The 18088-nt window shown below is 52.3% G+C and carries 21 protein-coding genes; 7 read left to right on the forward strand and 14 right to left on the reverse strand.

What is annotated here, in order from left to right; genetic code table 11:
• Positions 1-57: 57 nt before the first annotated feature.
• Both J0X12_RS00620 and J0X12_RS00625 read left to right on the forward strand, forming a co-directional pair.
• Entirely contained in the window at positions 58-1266 is a 1209-nt protein-coding gene (locus J0X12_RS00620; protein WP_207040910.1) for an argininosuccinate synthase, read from the forward strand.
• Positions 1267-1319: 53 nt separating this feature from the next.
• Positions 1320-2174: a DMT family transporter gene (locus J0X12_RS00625; RefSeq protein WP_207040912.1), complete on the forward strand. Its 855-nt coding sequence runs from the start codon at positions 1320-1322 to the stop codon at positions 2172-2174.
• On the opposite strand, the gene J0X12_RS00630 is transcribed toward J0X12_RS00625, so the two are convergent.
• From J0X12_RS00630 to J0X12_RS00655, 6 genes are all read right to left on the reverse strand, one after another.
• Entirely contained in the window at positions 2175-2489 is a 315-nt protein-coding gene (locus tag J0X12_RS00630) for a hypothetical protein (protein ID WP_207040914.1), read from the reverse strand.
• A 9-nt stretch (positions 2490-2498) separates the two neighbouring features.
• On the reverse strand, positions 2499-3383 hold the full coding sequence (gene folD / locus J0X12_RS00635) for a bifunctional methylenetetrahydrofolate dehydrogenase/methenyltetrahydrofolate cyclohydrolase FolD (RefSeq protein ID WP_207040916.1): 885 nt from the start codon (positions 3381-3383) through the stop codon (positions 2499-2501).
• A 31-nt stretch (positions 3384-3414) separates the two neighbouring features.
• Positions 3415-3732, reverse strand: a complete 318-nt coding sequence (locus tag J0X12_RS00640) for a DUF167 family protein (protein ID WP_207040918.1) — start codon at positions 3730-3732, stop codon at positions 3415-3417.
• Entirely contained in the window at positions 3729-4016 is a 288-nt protein-coding gene (locus J0X12_RS00645) for a YggT family protein (protein ID WP_207040920.1), read from the reverse strand. Before J0X12_RS00645 ends, J0X12_RS00640 begins: the two co-directional genes overlap by 4 nt.
• A gap of 101 nt (positions 4017-4117) precedes the next feature.
• Positions 4118-4768 carry an AsmA family protein gene (locus tag J0X12_RS00650; RefSeq protein WP_207040921.1) on the reverse strand — a complete coding sequence of 217 codons (651 nt, stop codon included), beginning with the start codon at positions 4766-4768 and terminating at the stop codon, positions 4118-4120.
• A gap of 123 nt (positions 4769-4891) precedes the next feature.
• Positions 4892-5752, reverse strand: a complete 861-nt coding sequence (locus J0X12_RS00655; protein WP_207040923.1) for a crotonase/enoyl-CoA hydratase family protein — start codon at positions 5750-5752, stop codon at positions 4892-4894.
• A 128-nt stretch (positions 5753-5880) separates the two neighbouring features.
• Between J0X12_RS00655 and J0X12_RS00660 the strand changes: the two genes are divergently transcribed.
• Positions 5881-6231: a DOPA 4,5-dioxygenase family protein gene (locus J0X12_RS00660; protein ID WP_237687923.1), complete on the forward strand. Its 351-nt coding sequence runs from the start codon at positions 5881-5883 to the stop codon at positions 6229-6231.
• 6 nt (positions 6232-6237) lie between these two features.
• Here the strand turns inward: J0X12_RS00660 and J0X12_RS00665 are convergent, their stop codons facing one another.
• Both J0X12_RS00665 and J0X12_RS00670 read right to left on the reverse strand, forming a co-directional pair.
• Complete coding sequence (locus tag J0X12_RS00665; RefSeq protein WP_207040925.1) at positions 6238-6561, reverse strand: GcrA family cell cycle regulator; 324 nt, start codon at positions 6559-6561, stop codon at positions 6238-6240.
• A 133-nt stretch (positions 6562-6694) separates the two neighbouring features.
• Positions 6695-7951, reverse strand: coding sequence for a PQQ-dependent sugar dehydrogenase (locus J0X12_RS00670; protein ID WP_207040927.1), 1257 nt, complete (start codon positions 7949-7951; stop codon positions 6695-6697).
• Between the two features lie 130 nt (positions 7952-8081).
• Here J0X12_RS00670 and J0X12_RS00675 point away from each other — a divergent pair, with 130 nt between their 5' ends.
• On the forward strand, positions 8082-8801 hold the full coding sequence (locus J0X12_RS00675) for a glutamine amidotransferase (protein WP_207040929.1): 720 nt from the start codon (positions 8082-8084) through the stop codon (positions 8799-8801).
• On the opposite strand, the gene J0X12_RS00680 is transcribed toward J0X12_RS00675, so the two are convergent.
• The 3 genes from J0X12_RS00680 to J0X12_RS00690 all read right to left on the reverse strand — a co-directional run bounded on the left by J0X12_RS00680 (position 8798) and on the right by J0X12_RS00690 (position 11379).
• Positions 8798-9988, reverse strand: coding sequence for a CaiB/BaiF CoA transferase family protein (locus J0X12_RS00680; RefSeq protein WP_207040931.1), 1191 nt, complete (start codon positions 9986-9988; stop codon positions 8798-8800). The genes J0X12_RS00675 and J0X12_RS00680 overlap by 4 nt on opposite strands.
• Positions 9989-10127: 139 nt before the next feature.
• A complete protein-coding gene (locus tag J0X12_RS00685) occupies positions 10128-10628 on the reverse strand; it encodes a cold-shock protein (RefSeq protein ID WP_207040933.1) in 501 nt (166 codons plus the stop codon).
• Positions 10629-10845: 217 nt separating this feature from the next.
• The gene (locus J0X12_RS00690; protein WP_207040935.1) at positions 10846-11379 is read right to left on the reverse strand and encodes a peroxiredoxin-like family protein; all 534 of its coding nucleotides are present in this window, start codon (positions 11377-11379) and stop codon (positions 10846-10848) included.
• Positions 11380-11599: 220 nt separating this feature from the next.
• Between J0X12_RS00690 and cobT the strand changes: the two genes are divergently transcribed.
• Positions 11600-12616, forward strand: coding sequence for a nicotinate-nucleotide--dimethylbenzimidazole phosphoribosyltransferase (gene cobT, locus J0X12_RS00695; protein WP_207040937.1), 1017 nt, complete (start codon positions 11600-11602; stop codon positions 12614-12616).
• Between the two features lie 2 nt (positions 12617-12618).
• Here cobT and J0X12_RS00700 read toward each other — a convergent pair whose 3' ends face one another.
• Both J0X12_RS00700 and J0X12_RS00705 read right to left on the reverse strand, forming a co-directional pair.
• A complete protein-coding gene (locus J0X12_RS00700) occupies positions 12619-13254 on the reverse strand; it encodes a histidine phosphatase family protein (protein ID WP_207040939.1) in 636 nt (211 codons plus the stop codon).
• Between the two features lie 31 nt (positions 13255-13285).
• Entirely contained in the window at positions 13286-13741 is a 456-nt protein-coding gene (locus tag J0X12_RS00705) for a putative pterin-binding protein (protein WP_207040942.1), read from the reverse strand.
• A gap of 224 nt (positions 13742-13965) precedes the next feature.
• Here J0X12_RS00705 and J0X12_RS00710 point away from each other — a divergent pair, with 224 nt between their 5' ends.
• Positions 13966-14919, forward strand: coding sequence for a glycosyltransferase family 9 protein (locus J0X12_RS00710; protein WP_207040944.1), 954 nt, complete (start codon positions 13966-13968; stop codon positions 14917-14919).
• Positions 14920-14933: 14 nt separating this feature from the next.
• On the opposite strand, the gene J0X12_RS00715 is transcribed toward J0X12_RS00710, so the two are convergent.
• Positions 14934-16736: an ABC transporter ATP-binding protein gene (locus J0X12_RS00715; RefSeq protein WP_207040946.1), complete on the reverse strand. Its 1803-nt coding sequence runs from the start codon at positions 16734-16736 to the stop codon at positions 14934-14936.
• A gap of 255 nt (positions 16737-16991) precedes the next feature.
• Between J0X12_RS00715 and J0X12_RS00720 the strand changes: the two genes are divergently transcribed.
• A complete protein-coding gene (locus J0X12_RS00720) occupies positions 16992-18074 on the forward strand; it encodes a hypothetical protein (protein ID WP_207040948.1) in 1083 nt (360 codons plus the stop codon).
• Positions 18075-18088 lie beyond the last annotated feature (14 nt).

The following is an 18088-nucleotide window of genomic DNA, read 5'->3' on the forward strand; positions in this document are numbered from 1 at the left end:
CTAGTTTGCGCCCTGCAAAGTTGCCTGAATATAAGATTCCCTATTGAGGTCCCAGTGATGTCCCAAGAAATCAAAAAAGTCGTTCTCGCCTATTCCGGCGGTCTAGATACTTCCGTCATTCTGAAATGGCTGCAGACGACTTATAACTGCGAAGTCGTTACCTTCACAGCTGACCTCGGTCAGGGCGAGGAACTGGAACCAGCCCGTGCGAAGGCGGAGATGCTGGGTATCAAGGAAATCTATATCGATGACCTGCGCGAGGAATTCGTCCGTGACTTTGTCTTCCCGATGTTCCGCGCCAATACCGTCTATGAAGGTCAGTATCTGCTCGGCACCTCGATTGCCCGCCCGCTGATTTCTAAGCGGCAGATCGAGATTGCGAAAGAGGTTGGTGCTGATGCGGTTGCCCATGGCGCAACCGGCAAAGGCAATGACCAGGTCCGCTTTGAGCTTGGCTACTATGCGCTTAACCCGGATATCAAGGTGATTGCCCCCTGGCGGGAATGGGACCTCAACTCCCGTACCAAGCTGATTGAATTCGCCGAGAAGAACCAGATCCCTATCCCGAAAGACAAGCGCGGGGAAGCCCCGTTCTCTGTGGATGCAAACCTCCTCCATATCTCGGCAGAAGGCAAGGCGCTGGAAGATCCGTGGGAAGAGGCCGGGGAATATGTATATTCCCGCACCGTAGCACCTGAAGACGCCCCGGATACACCAACCTATATCGAGATCGATTATGAAAAAGGCGATCCGGTCGCCATCGATGGCAAGCGGATGAGCCCTGCGGACCTCCTGACGGCGCTCAACAAGCTCGCAGGCGATAACGGTATTGGCCGACTTGATCTGGTGGAAGGCCGCTTTGTCGGCATGAAGTCACGCGGCATTTACGAGACGCCGGGCGGTACCATTATGCTGGAAGCCCATCGCGGTATAGAGCAGATCACGCTTGATCGTGGTGCGATGCATTTAAAAGATGACATTATGCCGCGCTATGCTGAGCTGATCTATAACGGCCTCTGGTTCTCGCCGGAACGGGAAATGCTGCAGGCTCTTATCGACAAGAGCCAGGAAAAAGTGACCGGAACTGTCCGCCTCAAGCTCTATAAAGGCCGCGTAAGCGTTGTTGGCAGGAAAAGCCCCTACTCGCTCTATTCCATGGAACATGTCACCTTCGAAGAAGACACGGTTTACGACCAACGCGATGCCGAAGGCTTTATCAAGCTGAACGCTCTGCGCCTGAGGCTTCTACACAGACAGAAAAAATAACCAAAAGGGGCCGAGATGCCGTCTGGCGCCAGAAAAACGATAACGGTGAAATAATGCCACCGATCATTAAGGCAGCGTTCTGGATGGGTGGTGCGTTAATGTCGTTTATCACCCTCGCCGTCGCCGGCAGGGAGTTGTCGTCGGACTATGGCACATTCCAGATCCTGTTTTATCGTGGTGTGATCGGCCTGGTTATTGTTCTGTTCTTTCTTTGGCGCAGTGGCTTTGCACAAATCTATCCGAAACATTTGGGCATCCAGATCCTTCGCAACAGTTTCCATTTTGCGGGACAGGCGGCGTGGTTTTACGGCATTGCCGTGATTTCGCTGGCAGAAGTGTTTGCCATTGAGTTTACGACCCCGATCTGGACAGCGCTATTGGCATCTTTACTGCTCGGGGAAAAACTTACCTGGACACGTATTTTCGCCATCGCCATGGGCTTCATCGGCATCCTGATCATTCTGCGACCTGGTCTAGTTTCCATGACCACGCCCGCCTTGATTGTTCTCGCCGGAGCCGTTGGCTTTGCGGTGACCGCAACCCTGACGAAGAAGCTGTCGGGAGATACAACGGCACTTGCCATTCTGTTCTATATGGCCGTTATTCAGCTCCCCATGGCAATGATCCCGTCCGTGATCGACTGGCAACCCCCGACATGGCAGGCAATGCCTTGGTTTATTGCGGTCGGCATCACAGCGCTCTCAGCCCATTTCTGCATTGTGAAAGCGTTCCAAAATGCAGATGCAACGGTGGTGGTTCCTATGGATTTCCTACGGGTGCCACTTATTGCTGTCGTTGGCTTCCTGCTGTATGCGGAAGCTTTTGACCCGTGGGTGCTGGTTGGCGCGGTTATTATATTTTCAGGGAACCTGACAAACCTTCTGGCAGAACAACGCAAACAGGCTTAGCTACCTGTCACGCCTGTCATTCGAGATATCCTCGCCGTCTTCCTCGAAATCAGGTACTTCTTCGACATAGGGAACATAGCGGTCCTTGATAAAGAGTCCCGCCGCGAAAGCCCCGCCGGCGATTGCCCCGACCGCCATGATCAGTGGCATTGAAGGGACCCATGGCAGGGTCCAACCAATCTCGAACGCGCTCAAGATAAACAACACACCGGCCATTGGCAGGGCAATAAAGATCACGCTGAAGACAATTCCCACCAAAGTGCCAATGGCGATGAACTTAAAAAACCGTTCGAGTAGCGGGCGGGAATATCGCACGGAAGGAGTTTACACCTCCGGTTCGGAAATACCTGCCTGACGACAGGCGGCCGTCACTGTGTTGGCCAGCAGGCACGCAATGGTCATCGGACCGACACCGCCGGGCACTGGCGTGATTGCACCGGCCACCTCCACCGCCTCGGTGAAGCTGACATCGCCAACCAGGCGTGTCTTGCCATCTTCCTTGGGGATACGATTAATGCCCACATCGATCACCGTTGCGCCGGGCTTTACCCAATCGCCGCGGATCATTTCCGGACGTCCAACCGCCGCGACCAGAATATCCGCACTTCGGCAGACGGCAGGTAGGTCGCGCGTGCGGGAATGCGCAATGGTCACCGTACAATTCTCCGACAGAAGGAGGCTTGCCATCGGTTTACCGACAATGTTTGATCTGCCGACAACAACGGCGTTCATTCCGGAGAGGTCACCGAGTGTATCCTTCAGCATCATAAGGCAGCCAAGTGGTGTGCAAGGGACCATGGACGGCAGCCCTACTGCCTGGCGGCCGGTATTGATGACGTGAAAGCCATCCACGTCTTTCATCGGGTCGATAGCGTCCAGAACCGCCATTTCATCAACCTGTTTCGGTAACGGCAACTGCACAAGAATTCCATGAATGGTGGGATCCGCATTGAGCCGCTGGACAACCGCCAACACCTCCTCTTGCGTCGCCGTTGCCTCGAGATGAATTTCTTCGGATTTCATGCCGGCTTCTATCGTCGCCTTGCCCTTGTTGCGAACATATACCTCGCTCGCCGGGTCTTCTCCGACCAATACGACTGCAAGACCTGGCGTGAGGTCATGCTTTTCCTTCAGGATCGCAACCTGCTTCCCCGCCTTTTCCCTTACCCGGGCCGCAAAGGCCTTGCCATCGATAATTGTTGCCGTCATTGCATCATTCCTTCGTCGTTGTCATGCCGGGTCAAAATTGTTCAAGCCAGGCATTTAACTGATTTTCCATCTCGGACGGCTCGCCCCTGATCAACAATGTCTTATTTCGATCGAGCTTGCCGGAGACAATTTCAAAATTCCCGCGACCACATTTTATTGATTTCGACAGTAATTTGATTACTGCACTGTTTGCTTTTCCTTTTTCCGCTATTGCCGTCACCTTAACTTTAAGCCTCGGCCGACCTTCTCCATCAACAAGAATGCCGTCAATCCGGTTTTGCGCAGCATTGGGGGTGAGGCGGATATCGAGCAGCACGCCGTCGACATTTTGTCGAAGTGGCAGCGTCACATCATCATAGGCGCATATTCAAACAAAAGATTGCGAAGGAAAATCAACAGCAGGATCAACACAACCGGCGAAATATCCAGCCCGCCCATCGTCGGAATTATTCTTCTGATCGGGCGTAACGGTGGCTCGGTGATCCGGTAGAGGAAGTTTCCAACCGTGGATACGAACTGGTTGTTCGTATTGACGACATTAAACGCAACAAGCCAGCTCAAAATTGCATTTGCAATCAACAGCCAGATGAAAATGCTGATAATCGTGCTAATCAGATAGAGTAAGGATGTCATGTATATACCTGCTCGAATTATTCCAACCTACATTTAGGCGCTGCGCCCGAAAAACGCAACCATGCAGCGCTCATCTTTGCAACTAAAGTAGGTTTCTTAATTCAAGGAGAAATAGCGGACGTCATCGCCTGATTGACAACCTGGGTCAGGACAGCCTGTACGAAATCCGCCTGGGTCATACCCTCGCCGTCCGCTCCCATATTATCCATCTTGATATCAGGCATCGTCAGAGACATTTTCGTCGAAAGTGGATAGATTTTTCCGGATAATTTGGCGCCGGTAATTGTCAGGTTATCCACCCGGAGTTTCTTGTCATCCCCGTCGGACTTATCGGCTGTTAGTGCATAGGCGCCGGCCGCCGCAAGAATTACGGCAAGGTTAGAGCTTGTCGCAGTTGTCTCAAGATCGATTGACGGATTGGTGATGGCGATCGATTTGATGTGCAATGGTCCCCAAAGAATACTCCAGGGAACAATCTCAACCTTTGCGTTATCCACGACGAAGCTTGTAGGGGACGACCCGATATCGGAATTTGGAACGGTGAGCCCTGTAATCGCTCCCTGGCCCGTAAAGATGTTTACGGTAAATTCGTCCAAAGCCACTTTCTCGCCCGTTGCTGCGCTGCCGACAGCCGTAAGCGCGGTCTGCCCTGTGGAATTGACGTGCTTTTGTGCCTCACGTACGCCAAAAATGGCGGCGGCGACTATGACGACGACAAGACCACCTTGAACAAGTATGGATGTAATTTTCATAAGATTAACTCCGGCTCCTGAAGATGGAAGTTCAAGAACCGGATATAATCAATGATTGTTTTAATTCAATTTATAATACACTATAAAAGTGCAATTACATAAAAATTACATAAAGCGGTATGCTTACTTGAATTCTGGTTCGTCCCACCAGGGATAGAAGTCGGGCATATCGGTTGAAGGACGCATGGTGAACTTCGCCGGCCGTTTTTCAAGGAAGGAGTTGATACCCTCTGCGACATCCGGGCTCTGGCCCATCATCTGAATGCCCCGGCTGTCCACTTTATGTGCCTCCATCGGATGATCTGCGCCCATCATGCGCCACATCATCTGCCGGCAGAGCGCAACGGAAACGGGCGCGGAATCGGCGATAAGCTCTTTTGCGAGACTGCGTGCGGCAGGCAATAAGTCATCATGCGGATAAACCGCCTTAACAAGGCCGCCTTCCTTCGCCTCATCAGCCGGAAAAATGCGTCCCGAGTAAACCCATTCGGCGGCCTGTGAAATACCGACCAAGCGCGGCAGGAACCAGCTGCTGCAGGCTTCCATAACAATGCCGCGGCGGGAAAAGACAAAACCGATACGGGCTTTCTCTGACGCCAGGCGGATGTCCATGGGCAAGGTCATTGTTGCCCCGATGCCAACCGCCGGACCATTGATGGCCCCAATAATCGGCTTCTTCGATTGATACATCCGCAGTGTTACCCGCCCACCGCCATCACGGTGCACCTCGCCGTCGTTTACCTCGCCACGCGCTTTGTAATCGAAGGTTTCTGTCCCTTTTCCAAGATCGGCCCCCGCGCAGAATGCCCGCCCCGCGCCCGTGATGATAATTGCCCGGACATCATCGTCATTATCTGCCTTGTCAAAGGCGTCAATCAATTCATCGCGCATAATCCTGGTGAAGGCATTCAGGTTGTCGGGACGGTTGAGGGTAATGGTCAGAATCTGATCTTCGACATCATAAAGGATATGCTCATAGGACACGGGTTTTCCTCCGGCTTATATGTTTTTTATATCATCCGCCTTGTCCTTTCATGACAAAGGGACGTGAAGTAATTATGTTAACAAGGATCGGCTGGTTAAAGCCAGTGAATTTTCGAAGGAAAATTGTTATGCATCAGGACATGGATCAGGAAATTACCGGGTTTCACGCCCATATCTATTATCGTCCGGAAACAAAACCTGCCGCCGAAGCTGTTCGTGAGCAGTTGGGCGCGATGTTTGACGTTACCTTGGGTCGTTGGCATGACAAGCCGGTTGGCCCCCATCCAATTTCCATGTACCAGGTAGCGTTCGCGACGGAAGAGTTCGAGAAAGTCGTACCTTGGCTCATGCTTAACCGCCAGGGTCTCGATATTCTGGTCCATCCTGAAACGGGCCACGATCTTGAAGACCATCGTGATCACGCCCTCTGGCTCGGGCAGAAGTTGAAACTCAATCTGGAAATGTTCGAAGCGGTTTAAGGACGCCTAGTTATTGTCTTTATTCTGATACGCCATATTGCAATGCTTCAGGCAATAGGGCTTGCTTGGCACCGCTTCATCACCGCAAAAATGGAAATTATCCTCTCCCGGGTGACCGATTGGCCATTGACAGGCGCGATGCGCCGGGATGACCTTTTTCTTCGGTTTAGCCGCCGCGGGCGTTGATTTGGACGACAGGCCAAGACGATTTGCCTTGCCGATAACGGCATTACGGGTCACGTCCCCAAGCTCATCAGCAATTTCAGCAGCCGTTTTGCCCGAGCCCCAGAGCTTTTTCAGCTTTTCAATACGTTCTTCGGTCCAACTCATTCCATAATCTCTTGTTGCGGTTGCCCTAAATCATCGGTGGATCAAATATTTTGTAAATATTACGCCGCCGCCAAAGCTTCACTGATATATCCTCGACAGCGCACAGAGTCTATAATAATTCCGCCCTGCTATATTATGGTGCGTAAGAGATACGCCATACTGTCTGGCTAACGGCGTCGGCAATCAGGAGCGCACCATCCGCTGCTACCGCGAGACCAACCGGCCGCCCCCAGACCTTGGCGGCACCAGGATCCTCCACTTCGATGCGAAAACCGGTGGCAAAATTCTGATAGGATCCCGTAGGCCTGCCGTTTTCAAATGGCACCCTGACAATTTTATAACCGGTTGGTACTGACGCGTTCCAAGACCCCTGAAAGGCTACAAACGCGTCATTTTTATATTCTGCCGGGAACTGCTCCGCTCTATAAAAAGTGAGTCCAAGTGGCGCGGAGTGGGATTGGAACAAGACATCGGGCAGGATAGATTTCTCGACCATCTCCGGGGCCCTGTCAGCATAGTCTGGATCGGGTATGTTACCGGAATAGGCGTAGGGCCAGCCGTAAAACCCGCCCTGCTTCACTTCCGTAAGATAATCGGGCACAAGCCCGTCTCCATAGCCGTCACGCTCATTCACCACCGTATAGAGCGCGCCGGTAATTGGGTTAAAATCCATGCCAACGGGATTTCTCAGGCCCGTCGCCACTGTTTCTATCCGCTTGTCGTCAAGATAGAGTTTCTGAATGCTTGCGCGCGGTATTGGCTCAATGCCGATGTTGGATGCACTTCCAACGGAAATATAGAGGGCATTATCCTTCTCGTCATACAGCAGAATGCGTGTCCAGTGACCGCGGCCATCGCCGAGGGAACCGCGCTCCGTAACGTCTTCCAGCGACCCGGTAACGTCGAGATCACCAACTTTAAAGGGGATACGACGAACCTGTGTCTCCTCACCGATGTAAAGCCAGTCCCCGATAACCGCCATGCCATGTGGTGTTTCCAGGTCATCAACGAGCGTTTTCCCGATCTCTGCGCGGCCATCGGCGTCTGCGTCCCGCAAGATCGTGATCTTGCCGTCACGCGGTTCGGCCAGCAGCACATCGCCATTGTCCAACGCATAAAGCCATCTCGCATGTGACAGTCCTCTCCGAAACGGATTGACCTTGAACCCGGGCGGCAGGTTGAGTTCACCTTTCTTGTTTGTACTTACCCGTCGCGGACTGAGCGCCTCAACCGGTGTCTCATAGGGTTTAGGTAAATCCTCGGCCCGGATGGTGATCATTGCCCCCACTTCATCGGTATCCTGTGCCTGCACCCCTGGCACAACTGCAGTTACGGCCAACAGGAATGTTAAAACCGCCAGATATCTTGGCGCTACTTTGCTATGAACCATGGCCCCCTCGTTAGTAACCAATTGCCAATCTTTTTCTGATAATAAGGGGATATGGTCTTGTGTCGACCTAAAGGAAAGCTAAACTATAAACGAGGCCGGTTTTCATTTTAGTCAGGGTTTTGTTCCAATAATGTCGCAAAAAGTCCTTCTTGTTCTTCACCAGGCAACCTCTGATCCCGGCCGAGTCGGGGAAGCCATTCGCACCCGCGGATTTGAACTCGACATGCGAATTCCGGCGATCGGCCAGCCCTTGCCAAAGACAATGGACGATCACGCCGCCGCCGTAATTTTTGGCGGCCCGATGAGCGCCAATGACGATCATGAAGAGTTTATCCGCGAGGAAACCAAGTTGATCGACGTCCTGCTCAAGAGTGAAACCCCCTATCTTGGAATTTGTCTTGGCGCCCAGATAATGGCCCGGGCATTGGGTGCGCGCGTCGCGGAACATGAGAAGGGCTTGCGTGAGGTCGGCTATTACCGGCTTACACCAACCGAAGACGGCAGTACTCTTTTCGAAAAGCCGATGATGGCCTATCAATGGCACCGGGAGGGGTTTGATGTTCCGGCTGGCGCCACTTTGCTTGCTTGCGGAGAATTCTTCCCAAATCAGGCTTTCCAGGTTGGCAAGAATGCCTATGGCATTCAGTTTCACCCGGAAGTGACTGAAGCTATGAACCGCCGATGGGTGACGAAGGCGTCGCACATGCTGAGCGATCCCGGCGCGCAGTCACGGGAGACCCAGCTTGAAGGCCGCCGAATTTATGATGCCGAGATGCGCAACTGGCTCGACAATTTCCTCGATCATTGGCTGCCGCCGCTTGCGCAGCGGCAGGCCGCATTTGGAAGCTAGATTATCCGATTAGACCGTAAATCAGCAATTTCATCGCTCGAATAGCCAAGGCTTTCCATGATTTCGTCCGTATGTTCACCCAATGTCGGTGCCCGGCGTTTTAGCTTGGTGTCGGTTTTCGACATCTTGATCGGAAGTTCAGAAACCGGGATCTTTTTATCAAATCCTGGATACTCGATTTCCGTCAACTGGCCCATAGCCTTGAGATGGGGATCGTCCAGCACGTCCTGAGGGGACATGACGGGGCCACACGGAAGGCGCACTGCATCCATCTCTGCCAGGGCCTCTTTCGTGGTTCTCTCCGCGCACCATTTTGCCATGCGTTCCGAAATAATTTCATTGTGATCGCCACGGCTCTGGTCCGTCTTGAAGCGAGGATCGCTAAGCCAATGATCTTCGCCGATGAGCTTTGTCCATCGCTCAAACAACGGCCAACCGAGGGATTGCACCAGAACCCATCCGTCTTTTGTCTTGAAGGTGTCGTTTGGCCCCGCGCCCTGGGCACGGTTCCCGGTTCCAACCCGGTTCAGTTGAAGCATCGCTTGCTCCATCAGGGTAACACTGGTTATGAGCACGGAAGAACCGAAGAGTGACGTATTGACGACCTGCCCTTCCCCTGTCATATCGCGATGACGAAGCGCCGCCATGGTTCCGATCGCGCCCATCAGAGCCGTCGTAAAATCGACATAGGGGCCATACAGCTTCCTTGGTTCACCCTCACTGCCGGACATATACATCGCGCCCGACATCGCCTGACCGAGACCATCGAAACCTACGCGGTTTTTATACGGGCCCACATCACCAAACGCGGAACCATGCGTCAGGATAATATCTTCCTTAACGGCTTTAAGGCTTTCATAGTCAAGCCCCATAGCCTCAAGTGTTTCGATGGGCAGGTTGGCAACAACCACATCGGCGGTCTTGACCAGCCGCTTAACCACCTCACGCCCTTCAGGCTTCATCGGATTTAGCGTAATGCCTTTTTTATTCTGCCCCATTTGCATGAAAAGGCCGCCATCGCCCGTCTGATCTTCTGTAAGTGGTGTTACATAACGGTCTTCACTGCCGGCCAGCTTTTCAATCCGGATAACCTCCGCACCAAAGTCCGATAATACCGTCGCGCAATATGGACCCGCGATATAGCGGCCAAAATCCAGCACCCGAATTCCTGATAAAATATTTGACATGTCACTCCTTCCTGATCGTTCTTGTTATTTTTGTACAGGTGTATAACCCTACCAATTTACAGGCAAGAGTGCACTTAATTGCCACATTTGGCAATTGTTTTAAAAGAGATAAAATTGAAACTTAGACAGTGCCCGGCGATCAAGTCGTTAGAATCTGCACCCCTTCCGCTGTGGGGCCTTTTTCATTGTCCAAAACCTTCAATCGAACGCGCTGGCCCTGCTGAAGAGCCCCAAGACCTGACTTTTCGAGGGCTTTCATATGCACGAATATGTCAGGACCCTCATCCTCCGGAGTAACGAACCCAAATCCTTTATGGCTATTGAAAAACTTGACAGATCCCACAACGAAATCAGAGGGGCTATGCGGGGTTTCCAGAATCGGCGCCGGGCCTAACTCTATTATAGTCGTAACCTGCAGTCCGCGTTCTCCCGCCTCCAGATCACAGACAATAGACGCGCCCTCGGGCAATCCTTGCAAGCTGTGCGGCGTCAGCACGGAAATATGTACAAATGCGTCGTCAGTTCCGTTTAGCGGCGAAACAAAACCAAACCCTTTTGTCATATTAAACCATTTGACCTTGCACTCAACGGCTTTGTACGACTGTGTCTTTATATTATCCGAGGTTTTTACATCATGCATTCGGGTCACCTCTACCCTTGTCGAGGGGCAACAATTCATTCCCTGTATGCTCAGAACTTATTCTCGATGCGATTACGACAAGGAATTCGCCAATTTTTACATGAATACCCTCTGCGCGGGATGACCGCATTGATTTGCGTCAATGCGGTCACGAAGGCGCGCAGCATCTCAGGCCGGGAAATACGAATTGCGTCGAGACAGCAGGCGGTCCTATGCCCTATGCGGCATGGGTTCCACGAACCGGGTAATCATTCTCCCGGATGAACTTCACGCCTCGCAAGATGCCAGCGAGTTCAGGTCGAGCAAACGGGGCATTTGAGATATCAATAATCTGGATAACATTGTCTGGCCGAATGACAAAGAGGCCTGGTTCCGGGAACGGCTGGTCTGTTTCTTTGGGCGAGCGCGGATCGGAAACATAAAGCCCAAGCTCCTCCATTTGTGCGATCGACAAGTCATAACCGACAGGAAAGCTGAGCGCATTGTCTTTTGCAACGGCGGCCGCTTTTTCATATCCGTCCCCTGATATTGCAATTACATCCAGCCCTGCCGCCTCAAACTCCCCTTTAAGGCTTTCGAGTTGGGTTAAATAGCGCATGCAAATCGGACAATGTTTTCCCCGGTATATGACAACAAGCCGCCAATTCTCCGCCTCAGAATTTTCCTCCCCAATTACCGTCGTTCCACCGGATACGAGAGGCACCTCGATTTTGGGAAATTTCTGTCCTGCTGTGAGTTTATGGCTTGTCATTATAATCGATCCTTTCGCGATTAGATTCTTACGGTTTAGTTATTTTGGAATAGTCGTTCCAAATACTTAAGAGCTACAATCACGGAAGACAAGGGGCTAGTGAAAAATCAGCCTGCTTTAATCTAATTTTATGTCGCTGCGTGGATTGCTTTCAGTTAGATCTTCCCTAGAATGACCCGAACTCAAATTCCTCCGTCTCAAATACAGGTTTAGATTAATAATGGCGCCATCTCTTAGCGAATTCCATAAGGAACTCTCCAGCCTTACGACAATGAACCAAACCACCGCCAAGGCCGCGATCGCCCGCGATGCAGTTCTAACAAAACCTGCTGGTTCGCTTGGTGAACTGGAAACGCTCGCCACATGGCTTTCTGGCTGGCAAGGCAAGCATCCACCGAGTTGCGATCGTCCCCAGATCGTCGTATTTGCAGGAAATCACGGGGTCTGCGACCAGGGAATTTCTGCCTTTCCGCAGGAAGTAACGGTTCAAATGGTTGCTAATTTCGAGCATGGCGGTGCGGCGATCAATCAACTCGCGCTCGCCTTCGGTGCAAGCTTCTCGGTTCAGGCGCTCGAGCTCGAAAATCCGACCGCGGATTTCACGCAAGCGCCCGCCATGAGTGAAGCGGAATGCGCAGAGGCTTTGTCGGCGGGATGGAACTCAATTGACAAGGGTACGGACATCCTTGTTGTCGGGGAAATGGGGATCGGGAATACGACCGTCGCCGCAGCGCTTTCGGCTGCCCTAATGGGAGGGACTGGCGCGGACTGGGCCGGTCCCGGTACCGGCGTCTCTGCTGAAGGCATCAACAGGAAGGCCGCGGTTATTGATGCCGGACTTTCACGCCACGAGTCTGTCCTTGATGATCCGCTAAGAATACTTCAATGCCTTGGCGGGCGTGAAATCGCCGCCATGGCCGGCGCCATCCTGTCGGCGAGACAGAAACATATCCCTGTCCTCCTCGATGGGTTTGTTGCGACGGCAGCGGCGGCCGTCCTATTTAAAGCCAATGAACAGGCGCTCGATCATTGCTATGCCGGTCATGTTTCAGCAGAACCGGGTCATAAAAAGCTGCTCCAGGCGATGAATAAGGAGCCGCTTCTATCGCTTGGCATGCGCTTGGGGGAAGGGTCCGGCGCGGCGCTTGCGCTCGCTATCGTCAAAGGCGCCGTCGCGACCCATACTGGCATGGCAAGCTTCGCCGACGCTGGAGTTAGCGCAGAAAAGCCCGACTGACTTTACGTTATACTTCCCCGGCTCAGGTCATTTACGAAATTCACACGCCAGCTCGTTTCCGCCCCGCGCCGGAAGGACGTCAGATGGGTAACCGAAAGGGGATCTATCGCGAGGGAAAGCATTTTTTCGGGCGACAATCCGAGGGACAGCCCTACGATTGCCCGAATAACCCCCGCATGGGTGATGAGCAGGAGATGTCGGCCGTTCTCGGACTGTTGGAGACGATCAATTTCGCCCTGCACCCGCGGAATGATATCCAGGAAACTTTCACCCCCTTCTGGTTTGCACATCGCCGGGTTCTTAAAGAAAGCGCTATAACACCTCGGGTCGGTCGCCTCCACTTCCTGGTAGGTTTTCCCCTCCCACTGCCCAAAGCACTGCTCCCGAAGGGCCGCACTTTCATAAAGAGGAAACCCCGGCCTCTTCTGACGTTGGAGAATATGCCGCGCGGTTTCCCGGCAGCGTCTCAGATCGCTTGAAATGACCGTGCTTTCCTTAGGAAGCAGATGCGCCAATTCATCCAGTCGGCCCGTGTCAGAAAAATTGGCCTCCAGATCGAGATGGCCATAAATTATTCCGGCGTCCACCGGCGCATGGCGGACCAACCACCATTCCCGGATCACATATTCATCCGCCATTTCATCAGGCGACCCAGAAGACTGAATCTCCCTACTCCACGGTTATTTTGGTTAGCTGCCAGATCGACCTGCCATAATATTTTTCCTGGGCAAGGTTTTTATCCGTGTCGTAGGGATAGATGATCCAGAAAGGCGCATAAACCCCTTCTTCGAGCCATTCCCCATCCATTTTGTACGCAATGATAACTTTGTACTCTTCGGCATCGGAAATAGGGATATCCACTGTAAAGCCATCAGCCGCCGTGGCTTTAAGAACGGAGCCGTCCGCCTCTACCTTGTCCAGAATATCACGCAGGAGAACCCCTCGAAATCGTGTCTTTCCTGTTGTCCAGGGACTGTTTGTTACGACTTCGATCGGTGATGAGGCAGCCATATCACCCGGGCTGAAATAAATCGCACCGTTTTGTGAAGTGATCTTGCCGTTAATCATCAGTTGATGTTCGTCCGCGCGAACCAAGGAAGCACTGAAGACAAGCAACACTGTCATTACAGCCAGTACAAGGTATTTTCCGTAGTTTAATGACCTATCGCTCTTTGCAAAAGAATTTGCCAATGCTTCACTCCCAATAATTTTTTGCCTGCGCTCGCCCCAGACATCTATAAATCTGTTTTAATACCTATCTCCACCCTGTTCAGGCCCGATAATGATGGAGGTGGCGGTAATTATCGTATATGTAGCCGATACTAAAGAATACGTTCAAAGGTTTTTTTATGAAGCGCACTTTATTCGTCGCCTCAAATCGGCTGGGAGACGCTGTCTTAACAACGGGTGTCCTTCACTATCTCCTTGAGACAGAACCGGATATCCCCATTACAGTAATATGTGGTGAGATCCCGAAAAGCATTTTCGAAGCCATTCCCGGCGTTGACCGCGTCATTAGCGTAAAGAAGCGCCGCTTTAGCTTGCATTGGCCGGAGGTCGCAATTGCATTGGGGCCTGTATTCTGGCATCGCATAGTCGATTTTCGGGGATCACTGCTGGGATTTCTGCCTGCCCGGCACCGGCATATTTGGCGCGGCGGCCAGGATGATCTCCACAAAGTTATCGCCAATGCCCAGTTGATCGGGCATGACAGGCCGTTGCCGTCCCGGATTTCCCCCACCCAGGAAGAGCGCGATGCGACACGGAAATGGCTCGGCCCGTCGGAGGCACAGGAGCAGATTCTGGCGCTCGCCCCAACGGCCAATTTCTATCAGAAACAGTGGCATTTTGAGAACTATCTCCGGCTTGCAAAAGAACTGACGGCAAAAGGCGGTATACTTGAAGGTGCACGCGTTGCAGTTTTTGGTGCGCCGGGGGAAGAGGCTCAAGCGATGCCGGTTGTGGAAGCCCTGCCTGTTGATCAGGTAATCGATCTTGTCGGCAAGACCACACCGATGGAAGCCGCAGCGGTCCTGTCACAATGTACGCTCTTTGTCGGGAACGACTCCGGACTGATGCATACGGCGATCGCGGTCGGGATTCCGACCGTTGCCCTCTTTGGTATCGGAAAACCTGCCGTTTATGGACCGTGGGGCGAGAAATCCTTATGCCTGAAAAGTACGCCGCCCGGTACGCCGATCACCCGACCGGCGGAAACGTCGGACGCCATCCAGGAAGAACCCCTTCCCTTTGAATATGTGCTTGAAGAAATTGACGCATTCTATCGCAGGATCAGCAAGTAGCCGCCGACAGTCCTCTAGGACTTAATCTCGCGGATGGACGTAACCCCACTATCGAACGAGAACTGGTGGTTATAAAGATCGGCATAAACCCCCTCTTCCTTCAAGAGCTGGTCATGGGGGCCACTTTCCACAATCTCTCCATCCACCACGACATTTATCGTGTCGGCATCAAGAATGGTCGACAGGCGGTGTGCAATCACAAGCGAGGTTCGCCCTTTCATCAGATGTGTAAGGGCTCTCTGGATTTTCCGCTCTGACTCGGTATCAAGAGCCGAGGTTGCCTCATCCAGCAGCAGGATCGGCGCATCTTTCAACATAGCCCGCGCAATGGAAATGCGCTGCTTCTGGCCGCCGGAAAGACGAACGCCATGGCTCCCCACGAGCGTATCGTACCCCTTCGGCAACGCTGATACGAAATCATGAACAGCAGCGGCCTTCGCAGCCTCAATTATCTCAGCATCTGTCGCGTCGTCCCGGCCATATGCAATATTCGCCTTGATCGTATCGTCGAACAGAAACACGTCCTGACTGACCAGCGCTATTTTCTGCCGTAGCGATGCCAAGGTAACATCACGGACATTTTGACCATCGACCAGAATATCGCCCTCGTTCACATCGTAAAATCGCGGAATTAGATTTAGTATTGTCGACTTGCCGCCGCCAGAGGGGCCAACCAGCGCCACCCGTTTCCCGGACTCCAGTTTCAGTGAAATGTCCCTCAGGACGATTTCGTCCTCGTGGTAGGAGAATTTAACGTTGCGGAACTCTATATCACCGCGATGAAATTCCAGTGGCACAGCGGACGGTTTATCCACGACCTTGTGATCGATATCCAGAAGTAAGAAGATTCGATGCGCCGCCGCAAGGCCAGTCTGCATTCGCGGGAAAAGCTTCGCGACACTCTTGATAGGTTGATAGGTCAGCATGATCGCCGTGATAAAGGCGAAAAACGTACCGGGCGTGGTATGGCCTTCGATGACATTGCTGGCACCGTAAAAAATGACGCCCGCAATCAACAAGCCCGCTAGTGTCTCGACAATTGGCCCACTCGATGCTTCAATTCTCAGTGCCTTGAACTGGATCTTGAAGCGATCTTCAATGACCTCATCACCTTGCTGGACGGCCTGCTTTTCACGGTCATAGGCCTTAACCACACGAATTCCCTGAAAATTTTCTTCCAGGAAGGAGCTGAAATCCGCAGTCTGCTCGAGCACTTTGTTGGACGCCTTGCGGGAACGTTTCCCGAGTTGACGGATTGCCAATGCCCCGGGGGGCAGCGCGATGAGCGTGACCAGGGCCATTTTCCAGTCATAGTAAAACAGCGAGGCGATCAGGAATACTGCCGTCAGGCTGTCTTTGGTCAAGACGACCAGGGTTTGGGTGGCGACCGTTTTCAGGTAATTTGTATCGAAGACAAAGCGGGAAATCAGATTTCCCGAGGCATTCTCGTGAAACCATGCCAGATCCGCAAATACGAGCTTTTTAAACAGCCCCTTTTGGATATCGGAAACAATTCGGGTCCCGACCCAATCCATGACGATAGTCTGGCCATATGTCGCGAACCCGCGGGCCGCGAAAATACCGACCACTGCAAGAGTGGTATAGATAACGAACTCGGGATTTTTCTCGAAAAACACCTCATCAACGATGGGTTTCATGACAAAAGCCGTTGCCGTAGATGTCAGTGCGCTCACAATCATAAAGAAAATTGCAAGAAACAGGCGGCCTTTATAATGAGAGACATAATCACGCAATAATCGGCCATACAGAGCCACAGTTGCGGACTTATCTGGCATTTCGGGGGTTGCTTTGCTCAATCTATTGTCCGACATCACCTTGTTTAAACTGGCAAACAGGTAACACAGGCCCCGTTTCCTGAATAGCTTAAACACCGCTTTTGTGTCCTCACTCACGCCATTGTAGACCGAGATACAACAGTATTAGCCTGCTTGTTCCCAATCCAAACCGAAATTCGAACTTTTCCAAGTTTGCTATTGCGAATGATTTTCATTTTTACTATTAGTTCATTATTAAGAATGAAAATCAAACTTAGTATCAGAAAGAAAGTTTCCATGATAAGTTTCCGTTCGGGATCGGCGGGATATCTTCTAGCGTTTACGGCCGCCCTTCCATTATCTCTTGTTGCCATCTCTGCGTCCGCCGAGGAAGCAAGCTATCCTCAAATAACCGGGGAGCTTTCCGTTGAGATCGAGAATGATTGGACATACCAATCGGAGGACCCGAGTACGGAGATTAATGACCTCTATCCCACGGTTGTCCTCGGGACGAATGTCGCTCTTTCCGAAGTGTTCTCCCTCAATTTTGAAGCCACGCTCGAGCCGGTCAAAGACGCCACGAGTGATCGGGCCTTCGAGGATCTGGGTGGTTACCTCAATATTATTACCGCTAATTATGACGGTGAGACCCTCTCCGCCTATGCCGGTAAGTTTACGCCTAACTTCGGTATCGCGTGGGATATCGCACCCGGAATTTTTGGCACCAACCTCAACGAGGACTATGAACTGGCGGAGATGATCGGCTTTGGTGGCGGATTTTCTTTTGATGCTTTAGGTGAGCATACGATATCAGCCAGCACCTTTTTCCAGGACACAAGCTTCCTGAGCAATTCCGTTGGCACAAAACGAGGGCCGCTTCGCCTTTCAGATGGCGGCGTAGCGAACACGGAAGATTTCTCGTCCTTCGCCGTCGCCCTTGATGGTAATTTTCAGCAACTTGCAGGGTTTCGCTATCATCTCGGCTTCTCCTCGCTTGGCGCAGGCGAAGACGGCAACGACCGGCAGTTAGGCTATGCCGTCGGTGGCGAATACGCCTTTAATGTCGGAGAGAACGTGACCCTCTCCCCCATGGCTGAATATGTCTATTTCGACAATTACGGCGGTATCAACGATGACACCGCGAACTACTTCACCGCCGGTCTGGCGTTTAACTATGAGAATTGGGTTGCCTCCAGCACCTATCAGCTTCGCGACACCAAAGTTTCCGGTGTCACAACCGATGACTACGTCGTCGATCTCACCTTGGGGTATGAGTTTGACATGGGGCTAGGTGTGGCCGCCGCCTGGCGCGGCGCCGAGGAAAGCAATGTCGATTCTGAAGGTCTCGGCCTTCTCCTTTCATACGCAATTGAATTTTAAACATGAGGAATCCG

It is taken from the genome of Sneathiella sedimenti (assembly GCF_017313765.1).
GTDB lineage: Bacteria > Pseudomonadota > Alphaproteobacteria > Sneathiellales > Sneathiellaceae > Sneathiella > Sneathiella sedimenti.